Source organism: Candidatus Anoxymicrobium japonicum (genome assembly GCA_002843005.1).
In the GTDB taxonomy this organism is placed as follows: Bacteria; Actinomycetota; Geothermincolia; order Fen-727; family Anoxymicrobiaceae; genus Anoxymicrobium; species Anoxymicrobium japonicum.
In genome coordinates, this window is the sequence record PHEX01000044.1 from 1 (window position 1) to 14,609 (window position 14,609).

Annotated in this window: 15 protein-coding genes and 4 tRNA genes; 13 read left to right on the plus strand and 6 right to left on the minus strand. The window is 57.7% G+C overall.

From position 1 onward, the window contains the following. Window positions 1-153 precede the first annotated feature (153 nt). The 4 genes from CVT63_05455 (at window position 154) to CVT63_05470 (ending at window position 3,389) form a co-directional block, all read left to right on the plus strand. On the plus strand, window positions 154-1,317 hold the full coding sequence (locus tag CVT63_05455; GenBank protein PKQ27905.1) for a cysteine desulfurase NifS: 1,164 nt from the start codon (window positions 154-156) through the stop codon (window positions 1,315-1,317). Window positions 1,318-1,407: 90 nt separating this feature from the next. Beyond that, window positions 1,408-2,463, plus strand: a complete 1,056-nt coding sequence (locus CVT63_05460) for a tRNA 2-thiouridine(34) synthase MnmA (GenBank protein PKQ27917.1) — start codon at window positions 1,408-1,410, stop codon at window positions 2,461-2,463. 9 nt (window positions 2,464-2,472) lie between these two features. Next, a complete protein-coding gene (locus CVT63_05465; GenBank protein ID PKQ27906.1) occupies window positions 2,473-3,252 on the plus strand; it encodes a thiamine biosynthesis protein ThiF in 780 nt (259 codons plus the stop codon). A 61-nt stretch (window positions 3,253-3,313) separates the two neighbouring features. Continuing rightward, window positions 3,314-3,389: transfer RNA gene (locus tag CVT63_05470), tRNA-Thr, on the plus strand. Between the two features lie 289 nt (window positions 3,390-3,678). On the opposite strand, the gene CVT63_05475 is transcribed toward CVT63_05470, so the two are convergent. The 4 genes from CVT63_05475 to CVT63_05490 form a co-directional block, all read right to left on the minus strand. Next, a tRNA-Phe gene (locus tag CVT63_05475) sits at window positions 3,679-3,754 on the minus strand. A 21-nt stretch (window positions 3,755-3,775) separates the two neighbouring features. Then, a tRNA-Asp gene (locus CVT63_05480) sits at window positions 3,776-3,854 on the minus strand. 33 nt (window positions 3,855-3,887) lie between these two features. Beyond that, window positions 3,888-3,963, minus strand: a tRNA-Glu gene (locus CVT63_05485). A 159-nt stretch (window positions 3,964-4,122) separates the two neighbouring features. Then, complete coding sequence (locus tag CVT63_05490) at window positions 4,123-4,392, minus strand: competence protein ComFB (protein ID PKQ27907.1); 270 nt, start codon at window positions 4,390-4,392, stop codon at window positions 4,123-4,125. Between the two features lie 202 nt (window positions 4,393-4,594). On the opposite strand from CVT63_05490, the gene rpsF reads away from it, so the two are divergent. The 7 genes from rpsF (at window position 4,595) to CVT63_05525 (ending at window position 9,523) form a co-directional block, all read left to right on the plus strand. Then, window positions 4,595-4,885 carry a 30S ribosomal protein S6 gene (rpsF, locus tag CVT63_05495; GenBank protein PKQ27908.1) on the plus strand — a complete coding sequence of 97 codons (291 nt, stop codon included), beginning with the start codon at window positions 4,595-4,597 and terminating at the stop codon, window positions 4,883-4,885. Between the two features lie 6 nt (window positions 4,886-4,891). Beyond that, a complete protein-coding gene (locus tag CVT63_05500; GenBank protein PKQ27909.1) occupies window positions 4,892-5,338 on the plus strand; it encodes a single-stranded DNA-binding protein in 447 nt (148 codons plus the stop codon). A 21-nt stretch (window positions 5,339-5,359) separates the two neighbouring features. Beyond that, window positions 5,360-5,620 (plus strand): 30S ribosomal protein S18, encoded by a 261-nt coding sequence (rpsR, locus tag CVT63_05505; GenBank protein ID PKQ27910.1) that lies wholly within the window; start codon window positions 5,360-5,362, stop codon window positions 5,618-5,620. A 44-nt stretch (window positions 5,621-5,664) separates the two neighbouring features. Next, entirely contained in the window at window positions 5,665-6,324 is a 660-nt protein-coding gene (rplI, locus tag CVT63_05510; GenBank protein ID PKQ27911.1) for a 50S ribosomal protein L9, read from the plus strand. Between the two features lie 10 nt (window positions 6,325-6,334). Then, window positions 6,335-7,705 carry a replicative DNA helicase gene (gene dnaB / locus CVT63_05515; GenBank protein ID PKQ27912.1) on the plus strand — a complete coding sequence of 457 codons (1,371 nt, stop codon included), beginning with the start codon at window positions 6,335-6,337 and terminating at the stop codon, window positions 7,703-7,705. 84 nt (window positions 7,706-7,789) lie between these two features. Further along, window positions 7,790-8,788, plus strand: a complete 999-nt coding sequence (locus CVT63_05520) for a 2-hydroxyglutaryl-CoA dehydratase (GenBank protein ID PKQ27918.1) — start codon at window positions 7,790-7,792, stop codon at window positions 8,786-8,788. Window positions 8,789-8,860: 72 nt separating this feature from the next. Beyond that, window positions 8,861-9,523 (plus strand): hypothetical protein, encoded by a 663-nt coding sequence (locus CVT63_05525; protein ID PKQ27913.1) that lies wholly within the window; start codon window positions 8,861-8,863, stop codon window positions 9,521-9,523. A 107-nt stretch (window positions 9,524-9,630) separates the two neighbouring features. Here CVT63_05525 and CVT63_05530 read toward each other — a convergent pair whose 3' ends face one another. Beyond that, entirely contained in the window at window positions 9,631-11,484 is a 1,854-nt protein-coding gene (locus CVT63_05530) for a phosphoenolpyruvate carboxykinase (GTP) (GenBank protein PKQ27919.1), read from the minus strand. 223 nt (window positions 11,485-11,707) lie between these two features. On the opposite strand from CVT63_05530, the gene CVT63_05535 reads away from it, so the two are divergent. Both CVT63_05535 and CVT63_05540 read left to right on the plus strand, forming a co-directional pair. Next, window positions 11,708-13,435 carry a hypothetical protein gene (locus tag CVT63_05535; GenBank protein PKQ27914.1) on the plus strand — a complete coding sequence of 576 codons (1,728 nt, stop codon included), beginning with the start codon at window positions 11,708-11,710 and terminating at the stop codon, window positions 13,433-13,435. Then, window positions 13,435-13,740, plus strand: coding sequence for a hypothetical protein (locus CVT63_05540; GenBank protein PKQ27915.1), 306 nt, complete (start codon window positions 13,435-13,437; stop codon window positions 13,738-13,740). The genes CVT63_05535 and CVT63_05540 overlap by 1 nt, the downstream gene beginning before the upstream one ends. On the opposite strand, the gene CVT63_05545 is transcribed toward CVT63_05540, so the two are convergent. Continuing rightward, entirely contained in the window at window positions 13,681-14,604 is a 924-nt protein-coding gene (locus CVT63_05545; protein PKQ27916.1) for a hypothetical protein, read from the minus strand. The two genes, CVT63_05540 and CVT63_05545, sit on opposite strands and share 60 nt — an antisense overlap. Window positions 14,605-14,609: the final 5 nt, after the last annotated feature.

Here is a 14,609-nt window from a genome sequence, read left to right on the forward strand (position 1 = left end):
GCGGATAGAATTTGAGAGAGAAAGAGTTAGGCGGACTGGGTCAAAAAGTGCGAAAGTCCACATGATGGAAGTGCCCATAAAAACGCATATTTTGGTTTGACCCCATTATGCGTTTTCTCCAGGCGGTATAATGCGTGCAAACGGAGACTTGTTATGGACAGTATTTATCTCGATAACGCGGCGACCACAAAGGTCAGGCATGAAGTGCGCGAGGCGTTCTTTGAAGCGCTCGAGCGGACATTCGGGAATGCGTCGAGCGTACATTCGGCAGGGCAGGAAGCGAAGAAGCTTCTCGAGGAATCAAGGGAGCGCGCGGCATCTTGCATTGGCGCCCCGGCCGGCGATCTCATTTTTACGAGCGGCGGGACCGAGAGCGACAATTTCGCCGTCATGGGCGCTGGGCGCGTTTGCCGCGACAAAGGCGCCCACATCATCACGTCCGGCATAGAACACCCCGCTGTTCTTAACGCCTGCGAAGCGCTCGAGACGGAAGGGTTCGAGGTAAGTTATGTCCCGGCCGACAGTGAATGCATCGTTGATCCCGAGCGCGTGCGTGAAGCGATGCGACCGGAAACGGTGCTTGTTTCCGTGATGCTCGCGAACAACGAAACGGGCGCTATCGAGCCTATCAGCGAGATCTCGGCGATAGCCCATGAGGCGGGAGCGCTCTTCCACACCGATGCTATCCAGGCGGCGGGAAAGATCCCGGTGAACGTGGACGACCTTGGGGTCGATCTTCTCTCGCTCTCGGGGCACAAGATATACGGTCCGAAGGGAGTGGGAGCTCTGTACGTAAGATCCGGCACGAAACTGCTTCCATTGCTCAAAGGCGGGCATCACGAGAAGTCACTGCGGCCGGGGACGGAAAACGTGCCAGGCATAGCGGCGTTCGCGACGGCGCTGGAGCTTGCCGTAGGTGAGCTGCCCGGTTCGGCGGAACGCTTGAGGGCGTTGAAGGAGATTCTGGCTTCAGGCATATGCGCCAGCATCCCGGCGGTACGCCGCAACGGGAGCGAAGAGAAGTCATTGCCTAACATACTGAACATGAGTTTCGAGGGAGTGGACGGGGAATCCATCCTGTTGAACCTCGACCTCATGGGCATCGCGGTGTCGACGGGGTCCGCATGCGCCTCGGGAACGATCGGTCCCTCGCACGTGCTGCTGGCCATGGGAATCGCGCCGCGGGTCGCGCAATCCAGCGTCCGTTTTTCTTTTGGACGGGACAACACGGAAGCCGAAGTGAAAAGGGTTCTCGAACTTCTGCCCGAGGTAGTGGCGAGGCTCAGGGATCTTTCGACGGCAACGGTGGATAAGTAGCTCAGGCGCACGGGCGAACAGTTCGCGAAGCGGGCGGACGAAGCGGAAAAAAAGCAGGTTCACACATTGGGAAACACGGTTGTCGTGGCGATGTCAGGTGGTGTGGACTCGTCGGTGGCCGCGGCGATTCTCGAGCGTCAAGGCTGGACGGTCATAGGCGTCGGCCTCCAACTGGTGGGCGACAAAGGACACGAGAGAGAGGCGCGATCGTGTTGCGGGATCAGCGACATGAAAGACGCCAGGAGGGTTGCCGAGCGCGTCGGGATCCCTTTCTACGTTTTGAACTTCCGCGACGCGTTCCGCGAAAACGTCATCGATTACTTCACAGCCTCTTACCTGCGCGGCGAAACGCCCAACCCGTGTGTCCCATGCAACAAGGTTATCAAGTTCGATCTGTTGTCGCGCCGGGCAAAAGAACTGAATGCCGGGTGGCTCGCTACAGGGCACTACGCGATTGTCGATCAGGATGGCGAGACAGGGAGACGCGTATTGAGGAAGGGAAAAGACGAGTCCAAAGACCAGTCTTACTTCCTTTACTCGCTTACGCAGGAACAGCTTGCGCGCGCGCTGTTCCCCGTGGGTCAGATGACCAAGGCCGACACGCGCGAAGTCGCGAAGAGCCTGGGCTTGAAAGTCCACAATAAGCCTGAAAGTCAGGACATCTGCTTTGTCGGACGCGAGGGTTATGCCGCTTTCATCCGAAACAGCGTCGGCGACTTTCAGCCAGGGCCGATTCTCGATGAAGAAGGGTCGGTGCTCGGGACGCACAGGGGTTTGCCATGTTATACAGTGGGCCAGAGGCGCGGCCTGGGACTCTCCCGGCGGGCGCCAATGTACGTCACCGACATTGACTTCGCCAACAATTCCATTACCGTCGCGCATCGGAACCGTTTGCGCGGGCAGGAGCGTGTGACCCTGGACGAAATGAACTACGTCTCGATCGGGCGGCCTTCCGGGCCGATAGAAGTAGGGGCGGTTACGAGGTACCGCAAACCCGAGGTTCTCTCGACGCTTGTTCCTGTCGAGGACGGACGGGCGTTTCTGGAGTTCCACGAGCCGCAGGCGCCGACAGCACCTGGCCAGTCAGTGGTCATGTATCTTGGAGACATGGTTTGTTGTGGCGGCATCGTTGCGCGGAGCGGGTGAGGTGGTTTGATGGACGACAACGTGTCCGGGCGGTACTCGGGACAGGTTCTGTTCAAGCCAATTGGCGTGGATGGCCAGGCCAGGCTGCGCGATTCGCGCGTGGTCATCATAGGTTGCGGCGCGCTGGGGACGGGGATTGCCGACAGGCTTGCCAGGTCAGGGACTGGACACATCAAGATAATCGACCGCGACTTCGTGGAGTTCGACAACCTGCAACGGCAGTCGCTCTTCAACGAGGAACATGCGCGCGAGCGGTTGCCCAAGGCGGTCGCGGCCGAGCGCGTCCTCTCGTCTATCAACTCCGAGATTAAGATAAAGGGAGTGGTTGGCGACGTCACCCCGGCGAATATCGAGGACCTGCTGGGCGGATGCGACCTTGTGATGGACGCCACGGATAACCTTGAGACACGCTTTCTCATGAACGACGCCTGCGTGAAGCTGGAGATCCCATGGGTGCACGGGGCCGTCGGCGGCTCGTGCGGCCAGGAGATGCTGATCGTTCCGGGGGCCACGGCCTGCTTCCGCTGTTACCTGCCCGAGCTTCCTCAAGTAACATTGCCGGGGGTTGACGTTCTGGGTGTTCTGAACACGATCACAGGTTTGACCGCCGAACTTCAAACAACCCACGCGATCCAGGTATTGACGGGCGATGCCGCGCGCGGCGGAGTCTTGACGTATGTGGATATCTGGGAGAAAGAGTTCTTGCAGTTTGACGTCGAGCGCCTGTTGGAGTGCCCGGCGTGCGCCAAAGGTGAATACTCTTTCCTGGACAGCGAAAATATCTCGTAATCCATTTCTTTCTTACTGCGCCGACGCCGATTCGATGATAGAATCATCACACTTAGATTTCGCCGGTGTAGCTCAGTCGGTAGAGCGGCTCACTCGTAATGAGCAGGTCCGCGGTTCGAATCCGCGCGCCGGCTCCAGCCCCAAACGAATCCAACGTTCCTCGAGAACGGGACGCCAGATACTCCAATTGACCCATCAGCAGCTTCGTCATGTGACCAGCAATGGAATTAAAAAGAGAGGGGGGGCGGTCCCACTAGAACCTTTCTATGCGGCAACTCATGGGGATATTTGAAATGGTTCATCAACGCAGAACCGCCGTTGGAGATACAGTATCAGAATAAAATATCGTGGTCAACGGGAACCAGGGGTCAGGCACCGTCTACCGCTCCGTTTACCGCAAAGAGGCTTCAAATAGCGGAATAATGCTGGTGGTGAGGGGCGGAATTGAACCGCCGACACCAGGATTTTCAGTCCTGTGCTCTACCAACTGAGCTACCTCACCACAAACCGCGTTACGGGTGGCTGGCGGAGCCGACGGGATTCGAACCCGCGATCTCTGGCTTGACAGGCCAGTGTGTTAAACCAGGCTACACCACGGCTCCACGTTTCAAAATTAGAAACACAATTATACCTTATGGCGCCCCCAACGGGATTTGAACCCGTGCCGCCGCCTTGAAAGGGCGGTATCCTGGGCCGCTAGATGATGGGGGCTCGTTGCCCGGGATTTACCCCGAGCGCTAGATTAGTCTTGCAAAGACCACTGGAAAAAACAAGTTGAGGATAATCGCCCCGTTCCATAAAGTGACAAGGTGACACAGGCATATGCGATGGCTTGTCCGGGCTTGAGAACGTGGCCGTGGCGGGCTGCTTTTAAGATTCGTGCCTCGGATGGGCTTTGACCATTTTCATCGCGCGCGTCACGGCGACAATAGTGTCGGCCCTGAACTGCGCCTGTAACTCGCCTATTCGAGCATAGGCCATGCCTTTTGGCGCTACCACGTATTTAGGTTTTACATCGTTTAACGCGATCGCGATGATGTCCATCCGGCAACGCGAGCATCCGCAGAACCCGGTGTCGCATGCGATGATCTCATCCACGTAGCTCGTTACCACGCTTTCCATGTAGTTGATCAGTTCCACGACCACCTCCAGCGTGTGCACATCAGAAATACTTGAACTGCCCGCTGCTTGATGTTTCAACTATATCACGGTCTCCCTCCGGCGAGAAATCGCGTGACTTCTCAGTCAAATTGGCAACCGCGTTCGACCTCTGCTATAATGCTCTGGCTTTTACCCTTTTCACGGATGATAACGTTGGAAGCTCCAATCACCGGAGGTTGATTTGCGGAAATATGAGACGATGCTGATCGCTAGAGCGGATCTGGAGGAGACCCAGTTGAAGGCTCTGTTTGACGATGTTTCGGCCCTGATAGTTCGCGAGGAAGGCTTTGTCAAGTCTGTGGACGTGTGGGGCTTGAGGCGCCTGGAGTATCCGATAGAGCATCAAGAGAGCGGTCACTATGCTGTGATAAACTTTGAATCGGGCGTGGGAGTAGTGAAAGAGATGGAGCGTGTCATGAACATCAGGGACGACGTCTTGAGGATCAAGACGTTTGTGCGAGACAGGGGGTAGAAATCTATGGCAAGCTTGAACAGGGTAGTGCTGGTCGGGAACCTCACAAGAGACCCCGAACTCAAGTTCACGACCGCCGGCAAGGCTATCGCCCGATTGGGGATCGCGGTCAATCGGATCCCTTACACAAACGACCAGGGCGAGCGCGTCGAGGGCGTTGATTTCTTCAACGTTTCTGTCTTTGGGAGACAGGCGGAGACCGCTCAGCAGTACCTCCGAAAAGGCGCGGGCGTCGCTATCGACGGACGGCTTCGATATAGAAGCTGGCAGACCGATGATGGCATGAAACGTTCCAGCGTCGAGGTCGAAGCGCAGAACGTACAGTTCCTCCCGCGTGGAAGGGAGCAGGGCGCCCCCGCCAGCGCCCCCGAGAACGATTACTCCGATATAGACGTGCCGCCGATAGAGGGTGGTGTGCCGCCGATAGAGGGCGGAGAAGATTATCCCTGGTAACAACAAAGGAGTGTTTGAGTCATAGCAAGAGAAAAAGAAAAAAAAGAAAAAAAGACATCCCCTTATCCCAGGAAGCAGAAGCGAAAGTTCTGCTATTTCTGCAAAGAGAAGATAACCTATATTGACTATAAGGATATAGGAATGTTGCGGCGTTTCCTCTCCGAGCGCGGGAAGATACGCCCTCGCAGGGTCACCGGCACCTGCACTCGGCATCAGGCCGGTCTCAGCAAGGCGATCAAGAACGCCCGGGAAGTCGCGCTCCTGCAGTATCCGCACAGATAGCCCAATAATCCACTACCTGAAGCGAAATCCGGGACGGTGATAAAGTGAAGATTCTACTCAAGCAAGACATGGAACGAGTCGGTCGCATGGGAGAGGTCGTCGAGGTGGCAAACGGTTACGCGCGCAACTTCCTGATCCCAGGTGGGATCGCCGTCGGCGTTACCCGCGGGACGATGAAGGATATCGCCGAGCAGAAGAAAGTCCTCGAGATCAAGGCCGTGAGGCAGCGCGAACAGCTCCAGTCGGTGGCTGACAAGATATCCTCCAGGCCACTGGTCATCAAGATGCGCTGCAGCGCCAGCGGCAGGCTTTTCGGCTCGATAACAAATCGCCAGTTGGCCACGCGGATACAGGAAGTAACCGGCGAGGAAGTCGAACGTCACAATATCTATATCGATGACCGCATAAGGTCAGTCGGTGTTTACAAGGCCGTGATAAAGCTCCATCACGATGTCGAGATCGAGAAGGAGTTTGAGGTCGAAGGAGAGGGCTTCGTTGCCGAGGAGCCGCCCGAGGATGGGGTTGGATCCGTCCCTATTGAGGCGAGTGTTGCGGCACAGGAAGCCGCCCCCGCGCTTTCTGAGGATACCGCCGCGTTTGACGCGGTCGAATCCCAACCATCCGGGGAGGAGGATAGCGGCCTGTTTGCCATTGACGCCGGTGAAGTAGCGGCCCTTGAATCGCCGCATTCCGAGCGGGGATAGGGTAGGGCGCATGGCACTGGAGTCGGTTGCCGCGACCAGAAGTTCGGACCGCATCCCGCCTCACAATCTGGAGGCGGAAGAATCAGTTCTTGGCTCCATGATCCTCTCGCACCAGGCGACGGCCGAAGTGCAGGACATTGTGAGCTGTGATGATTTCTACAAGGAATCTCATCGCATCATCTACCGCGCGCTTACCGAGTTGTACGCCCTCGGTGCCACGACCGACCACGTCATTCTCGCCGAGGAGCTTAAAAAACGCGGTCAACTGGAAGCTTCAGGGGACAGGGCTTATCTGTTGACGCTCACAGACACGACTCCTAACCCGCACAACGCCAAGCATTACGCAAGCATCGTTCGCGACATGGCATTGCGCCGCAACCTCATAGACATCGGCTACGACATCACCGGCATGGGCTTTCAAGTGGGCGACGAATTCGATAACCTTTACGACGGCGCCGAGCAGTCCCTGTACAATCTGGGCAAGCGGATGCGTCGTGAGGGCCTTACCCACATAAAAAATCCGTTGCTCAACAGTTTCAACCGCATGTCTGAAGCCAAGGATAAAGGCTCCCCGATAACAGGCGTGCCGACCGGCTTTTACGACCTTGACAGGATCACCAGCGGTCTGCAACCCTCCAATCTGGTGATTGTCGGCGGACGCACTTCCATGGGCAAGACGAGCCTGGCGCTCAACATCGCGCACCACGCCGCCGTCCGCGAGGGCATCGGCGTCCTTATCTTCAGCCTCGAGATGAACAAGACCGACATCGCCGAGCGTCTTCTATTGAGTGAGGCAAGGGTGGACTCGAGCAAGTACCGCACCGGCAACGTGGACGACAAAGAGATGGATCGCATCGTAAACGCCGCGGGCATCTTGAACCAGGCGCCTATTTTCATCGACGACATGGGCGACGTCAAACTGCTCGAGATGCGTTCTATCGCGCGCAAGCTTATGTCCACCGAAAAAAATGTCGGGCTCATCATCGTCGATTACATCCAGCTCTTGTACAGCGACAAGAGGAGCGAGTCGAGAGCACAGGAGGTTTCGCGCATTGCCCGTGACCTCAAGGTCATGGCGATGGATCTCGAGGTTCCCGTGATCGCGGCCTCGCAGTTGCGAAGACCGCCGCCGACTACCACCAGGAAAGATCCGAGCCTGGAGGACCTCAAGGAGTCCGGCGGCATAGAGCAGAACGCTGATGTGGTTATACTCATCTACAGGCCCGAGATGGACGATCCCAAGAATATGGACGTCAAGGGCATCGCCGAGATCAACCTCGCGAAACATCGCAACGGGCGCACAGCCAGGTTCAAGCTCTACTGGATGGGGTCGTATTCCAAGTTCGAGAATCCCGCGGAGGAAGATCTCCTGCAGGATTAGAGAATCCTTTTAGATGTTATCGACCGGCGCCATAGTTGTGGCACGAGCAAGAAAGGACGCGATTTGTCGGATCCAGACAGTAACATCAACACGGACGGCAACAGTTCAGATGTCTACCTGGGCATCGATGTCGGTTCGGTTTCCACAAACGTCGTTGCGCTGAATCGTGAAGGGGTGGTGCTCGACTCGATTTATCTGCGCACGATGGGGCAGCCGATTACCACTGTCCAGGATGGCGTGCGGGCAGTTGGGAAGAGGCTGAACTCCGGGGTGGTAATACGGGGCGCCGGGGCGACCGGCAGCGCCAGGTATCTCACGGGCGTGGTCATCGGCGCCGATATCGTCAAGAATGAGATCACCGCCCACGCGGTCGCGGCGTCTCACATAGTGCCGGACGTCAGAACCGTGCTCGAAATCGGTGGGCAGGACTCCAAGCTCATTTTGCTGCGCGATGGCGTGGTTACCGACTTTGCGATGAACACGGTGTGCGCCGCGGGCACGGGATCGTTTCTCGACCACCAGGCGGTGAGGCTCGGTGTGCCGGTCGAGGAGTTCGGCGATCTGGCTCTCAAGGCCAAGGAGGGCGCGCAGATCGCCGGGCGCTGCGCGGTGTTCGCGGAGAGTGACATGATTCACAAGCAACAGGTCGGCTACCCGACAGAGGAGATCGTGCTGGGCCTGTGCCGCTCGCTGGTGCGAAACTACATCAACAACCTTGCCAAGGGAAAAAGACTCGAGTCGCCTGTCGTCTTTCAAGGTGGAGTTGCCGCGAACGTTGGAATGAAGCGCGCATTCGAGGATGCCCTGCAAGTCGAGGTCAACATTCCGCCTTACCACGATGTGATGGGCGCGATAGGTGTGGCGTTGCTGGTGATGGACGAGGCGGACTACATGAAGGCGAGCAACTTCAGAGGGTTCTCGCTCGCGGATTTCAACTACGACACTTCGTCGTTCATGTGTTCCGGATGCTCCAACAACTGCGAAGTCGTCAAGATCAAGGTTGGACGTGAGGTTCTGGCGTGCTGGGGAGGCCGTTGTGGGAAGTGGGAGCTGGAGTTCGACTCACCCGCCGGGCGAGTGTAGTAACAGATAACGGTGGTAATGAACACAACACAATCGCCATCTCTCGTTGCCCGCCGTGTCGCGGGAGCGATGTTGACGCTCGTATTTCTGTCCGCCGGCTGTGGCCCGCCCGCCGTAGGGACGCCGTCACAGATTCTAAAAAAGGCGATAGAGGCCCAGGGCAACCTGAACTCCGTGCGTGTGGATATCGATAGCGAGATAGAGCTTGATATCCCCGGAGGCGCCAGATCTTCGTTGCTATCCTACAAAGGTTTTTTTGAGAAGCCCGATCGCTGGAAGCTCGCCGCCAGGTCGTCAGGTGAAAAATCTGACGTCGTGATCATTGGACAGCGAACCTGGGTCAAGCTTTTCGGCTCGGATGCCTGGATTGAGAAAAAGGCGGCGACTCCGCTCATCTGTGAGTCGCCTGATGACGTAATCGCGTCAAAGTACTTGAAGTCGGCCAGGGACGCGCGGCTCATCGACCGGAAGGGCGACACCTACCACCTCAAGTTCGACCTGAATATCCTGACCTTCGCGCGCGCGTTCAACCTCCCGGGCGTAGACCCCGCGCTTCTCAAGGGCAAAGAGGTTCACATGGAAATATGGGTGCGAAAGGACAAGCTGTACCTCGAGAAAGCCAGGATGGAATTCGCGAGCCACCTGTCGGCGCCGGTGAACGGCAACCTCAACATGACTCAAGAGATCGAGTTCTCGAACTTCAACGACCCCGTCAGCATCGAGCCCCCCACTTAACTTTGGGGTCAGGTCTTTTTTAGGTAGACGGTGCCTGACCCCTCTACGCAGTAAAGGTAGACGGTGCCTGACCCCTCTTAAACTTTAAAAAAGGCCTGACCCCAAAGTTAAGCCCTTTTTTCTTCTTGGGACAGGAGCAGCGGCGAGATGTAATCGCCAAAATCCGAGCGGGCTTGTTCCAGACGCTTTCGCTGTTCGTCGAGCGTGATGAAGAGCACCTCGGGGATGCCCCACTCCTTGCGATAGATCTCCTCGATGCGGGCGATTTTCGCGAGTTGCTCGGGGATGCGTACCGTGAACTGCGCTCTGTACTGATCCTCGGTGTACTCGGAATCGAGCGCGTCCGCGAACAGCCGGCGCAGATCTTTGTAAAGCGGAATGAACCCGGTCGGCGTCTGAAGCGCCGCGATCTCGTCGTGCACGCGTTCCTCCATCCACAGTATCCAAACCTTCTTGTCGAGCATGCCGTTCAGGTACTTGCCGTCCGGCCCGGTAAGAAAGTAGTTGACCGCGAATATTTTCGGTGGCTTCGCGAGCACCGCCGTGAACTCTAGGTACTTCTGCACGTAGGTGTCGAGGGACGCCGCCAGGAAGTCGAGGTTTGACATCGGGTTGAACTCGCGCACGCCTTCGGCGCCCAGCGTCGCGGCGGTCGTCTCGGACTCCAGCGACGCCCCCTTGGTGATGACGCCGTGTACCCAGTTGAAAGATTGCTCGACCGGCATGGAAGTGTCGGTGTCTCTCCCTCCGAAGATGATGACTTTGACCGGCACGCCGCCGGGGTTATCGAGGTTCTCATCTATGTTCTCGAGCGAGTCCATTTTGATGGTGAAGCGCGCGTTCTTGTGCGATGGATCTATCTCCTTGCCCCCGGCATCCGTCTTGCCCTTACGCCACTCTCCCGAGAAGTTCGTCCCGCCATCCGGCATTTTGCCGCCCATTCCAAGCCAGTACGGGCGTCCTTCCTTGACCAGCACGTTAGAGAAGATGATTTCGCCTGGCGAGGTGAGCGCCTTGTAGATCGCGGGATCGTCCTCAGGGTTCACGTCCTGGATGATGCCGAAGACGCCACGCTCGACGTTGACCGCCCTGACCTCGCCGGCGATCTTCTTGAGATAGGCGATGTCGTCGCCGATTATGCTCAGGCCCTCTATCATGGCCGTCGAGGTCTTGCCGCACATGCTCGGGTATGCGCCCGTCATGTAGGTCTTCCTGCCGCCGCGCCCGGGCACGCCGACGACGAACATGTGCTCGGTCAGCCAGCCTTCTTTGAGACTTTTTTGAATGCCCAGTCTCATGGCCAGCTTTTTCAGGCCCATGGTGTTGCCGCCGTATTGCGTGTTTACGCTGTACACAGTGTTGTCCTCGAGATCGATGAACATGCGGCGCTTGTCGATGTTCACGCTGACGTTGTTCTCGAGCCGTCCCGCCGAGTGCAGGAACTTGAAGTACTCGACCCCGGCGGCAGCGGACTTGAATTCGTCGTAGCCATGCCGATAGAGGAGATCCTCACTGTGACCGACGTAGAACGAGTCGGTTATCTGGCAACAGAGTTGCGTGAAGGTCGAGCTCCGTGGTCCGAGGCAGTAGAAGCGGACGATCATCTCTTTGCCCTTCATAGAGCCGTCCAGGATGCCCAGGACTTCGCTCAATCCTTCTTCTCTGATCATGAAGTTGATGTGCTCGCCCAGGTGTACGTTCGGGGGCAGGAGATACCTGGTGTTCTCCTTGTCCCGCCCCTGATCGCGCATGCCGTCGAAGTGGCAGGTGTGCCCCGGTATCGCGAGCTCGAACTCCTCGCCTTGCTCCAGAGCCTTTCGCCTCACGTAGTCGCGATCCTCCTCGGAGTCGGTGGCGATGAAGATCGTGTCCGGCTTGCACAGCTCTACCGTCCTGGCGACGAACTTGTTTATGTCAGGCTGTTCCAGTTCTTCCAGCTTCTCGTACTGCTCGCTGGACATCTTGTTCTTCAGATAATCAAGGTGCTGGTCACTCAAATTTCTCTGTCTCCTCGAGTCAGATGCCGCTATACACGTTTCTTTCGTCGAATGATAGAGAAATCCGATCGTGAAGTCCACTGCTATGTGCTTGACTTGCTTGCCGCGCGCTTCTATAATATGCTTGTAAAGCTTCCTCTCTATCCTCTCCACCAGGCACGGATGGAGGTTCACAATCAATTACGCATTGCGCGCGCGCTTTCTCCTCTGGATGTTGGCGGCGCTGATCTTACTGCCGTTTCTCATGCTGGAGTCGTTTCTTCCGCAGGCAAGCGCACGGCCTGATTCATACTCCTGGCCTGTTCAGGGCAACGTCCTTCGTGGTTTCGAGAAACCAAAGGGAGCTTACGGCGAAGGTGGGCACCAGGGAATCGATATCGCGGCCCCCGCCGGCGCCACTGTGCGCGCTGCCGGTGATGGCGCCGTCACGTGGGTTGGCGAGCTTCCCAGGGGCAAGTTCGTTACCGTATCACATTCCGGTGGCACGAAAACGACATACCTCGACCTCGACACTATTGCGGTGGCGATTGGACAGGCGGTCCACCGCGGGCAGGCGATAGGCACGCTTTGCGGTAAGCGTGACAGCTCATCGCCCGCGAGCCATCTCCACTTTGGCGCGTCCTTGAACGGCAGCCCCATCGATCCGAGAGTGCTTCTGGATGGCATTGAGAGCACTTCATATATCAGGCTATGTCCTGTGGATCGGCCGGGTGGAGCGCCGAGCGGCCCCGGTCGTCCCGCCGAAAGTGGCGAGCAGAGCATATGGCAAGTGGTGGCGCGCCCGATTGATAGCGCTTTCCGCCTGGTAGGGGACGGGACGGGGATAGGCTGGCGTGGTGTTTGCGCCGCCGGTGGATGGACGGCTACCGGATTCGACAGGTTCTGGGACAGGGCCGCCTACCCCGTTTTGCGCAAGTGCGGACAGTGGACAGAGATAGCGGCGAAGTTCTGCTGGGGCAACAGGTACTTCAAGGCAATCGTTGCGGGCCTGGCCGCGGCGGCCGTTATAATAGTGGTAATAGTAGTCATTGTGATTACCCTTCCGGTTAGCGTCGTCTGCGGCGTCGTGGCCGCTATAGCCGTTGTCGTGGCGGCTCTTGTGACTGCCATTTACTATACCGGTGTCCATCCCGCTAATTTCAATTTCGCGGACTGTTTCTTCAAGTGCTTGAGCGTCGGGGCGGCAACCGCCGCGACTGTCATCAGCCTCGGCTCGCTCGGCGCCGCGTTCTCCGCGGGCTGGGCCGAGATGGGACTCATTGGCTCGCTCAAGTGCGCTATCTCGAGCGGAGCGCTTTCCGCGGCATTCGAGGGCTCAGTCTCGTATCTATTCACCGGGCGCCTCTCGATCAAGAGGATATTGATCGCGTTTTGCGTGGGCGCGGTTTCCGGGCCTATCGGGAAAGCGATGAAAGATGGGATTATGGGCAGCCGCGCCGTCCAGGCGCTGACGTTGATCCTGTCCGAGAGCAAGATCGCTGTCGGCTGGGGCGCCGCCATCGTTTTCTTGAAAGAGAGCGGCAACACAATGAGCGTCATGGTCATCGTGCTGAAGGAAGGGGCGACGGCGTTTGGCGGAAAGGCCGTTTACCTCGTGTTTTCAGGCGCGTTTGGGACCAGCCTTCATATCACCTCGTCAATGTTGAGCCACAAACCCATCACATTCTCAGGAATGTTCGCGGCTTTTCTCACCGGCGTAGTGATGGGGGGCATAGGGCTCACGTTTGGCGGCCTGGGGCTTGAAGGCATGCTGGCGCGCTTTACGGTCTTTTCGGAGGGATTGGGCTTGATGGCGCGAAGGCTGGCAGGCAGGATATTGAGCAAGAGCATGCGCAAAGCGCTCAACAGCGGTCTCACAGCAGGATTCAAACGGCTCTTTCACGAAAAAGAGCCTGGTATCGCAAAGGAGGAATGATGAGGAAAGTCGAGACGACGCGCTTGCGGCAACACATCATAATAGTTGTGTTTGCGCTCGCCGGCCTTGTGCTGCTGTGCTGGGGGGCAAGGGTCGCGATGACAACAGGAGGCGCCATCGGTCCGATGCCGGGAGCGGTCATAGCGGTAGCTGGAGCGTCTCTTCTGCTTTTCATGGCGTACTGCTACTACGTCGTCGATTTCAAGAACAATGGAGGGAAGCGCGCTTTTGCGGCCCGCATGGTTTCAGCCGCGAGCGCAGGGTTCTTCTCCATGCTCCTGGCCCGGTTTCTGTTTCACAAGTAGCCCAAACCCCGAGCTAACAGCATTTTCCGGGCACTCTTTCTTACATGAGAGGCAGCGCACACACTCGGGAGAGTTGGGGTTCTCGTAGACATTCATATCGACCGGGCAGACTTTCCGGCACCTGCCGCATTTTGTGCACGTCGCGCTATCGACATCCATGCGGTACAGGCTGAGGGGCGCCAGCAGCGCGTAAGCGCCACCAAGCGCGCACGCGGTTCTGCAGAACGGACGCTTTGCGGCAACCATCCACGCAAGGAAACCCACGAGGATCGCGATCTTCAACAAGAACAACCAGCCGACAGCGGGAAGGGGCGCGCCCGGAGGCAGAACCTTAAGCGGGATCGCGCCTTCCAGTGTGCCCGCGGGACAAAGCCGCGAGTACCAGTGAACCCCGGTGATATATGGAATAAGCATTGCGACCACTATCAGCGCGAAGTACTTTCCGAAGCGCATCCACCGTGGCACGCTGAACTTCGGTGTCGGGATCTTGTACAGCAGATCCTGCAACAAGCCGAAGGGGCATGCCCATCCGCAGAAGAGACGGCCGACGAGTATCCCGACAAGCCCTATGAACCCCACTACGTAAAGCAAAGCGCCTGCCTGATACGAAGCCTGCCGCTTCACCGCTTCCGCAAGACCACGCCCGGCTACGGCACCGCGCGTTCTGGAATGTAGCGTCGCAAACGAGTGCTGGAGGCTTCCTACAGGGCAGGAAGATAGCGCGAGAGGACAGACGTAGCAGTTCAAGCCGGGGAAGCATAATCCCTTGCCCTTGCCCTGGTAGATAATCCTCGTCTTGAAGTAAATGAACCAGGGATTAGCGATCAGCGCGGCAAGCGCCTGTGTCCAGCGGCGCGCCCGCATTTAGT

Bases quoted from the DNA above. Each gene is read 5' to 3' on its own strand.
- CVT63_05465 (PKQ27906.1), top strand. From the start codon at position 2,473: ATGGACGACAACGTGTCCGGGCGGTACTCGGGACAGGTTCTGTTCAAG.
- CVT63_05460 (PKQ27917.1), top strand. From the start codon at position 1,408: ATGTCAGGTGGTGTGGACTCGTCGGTGGCCGCGGCGATTCTCGAGCGT.
- dnaB (PKQ27912.1), top strand. From the start codon at position 6,335: ATGGCACTGGAGTCGGTTGCCGCGACCAGAAGTTCGGACCGCATCCCG.
- CVT63_05540 (PKQ27915.1), top strand. From the start codon at position 13,435: ATGAGGAAAGTCGAGACGACGCGCTTGCGGCAACACATCATAATAGTT.
- CVT63_05530 (PKQ27919.1), bottom strand. From the start codon at position 11,484: ATGTCCAGCGAGCAGTACGAGAAGCTGGAAGAACTGGAACAGCCTGAC.
- CVT63_05545 (PKQ27916.1), bottom strand. From the start codon at position 14,604: ATGCGGGCGCGCCGCTGGACACAGGCGCTTGCCGCGCTGATCGCTAAT.
- CVT63_05455 (PKQ27905.1), top strand. From the start codon at position 154: ATGGACAGTATTTATCTCGATAACGCGGCGACCACAAAGGTCAGGCAT.
- CVT63_05500 (PKQ27909.1), top strand. From the start codon at position 4,892: ATGGCAAGCTTGAACAGGGTAGTGCTGGTCGGGAACCTCACAAGAGAC.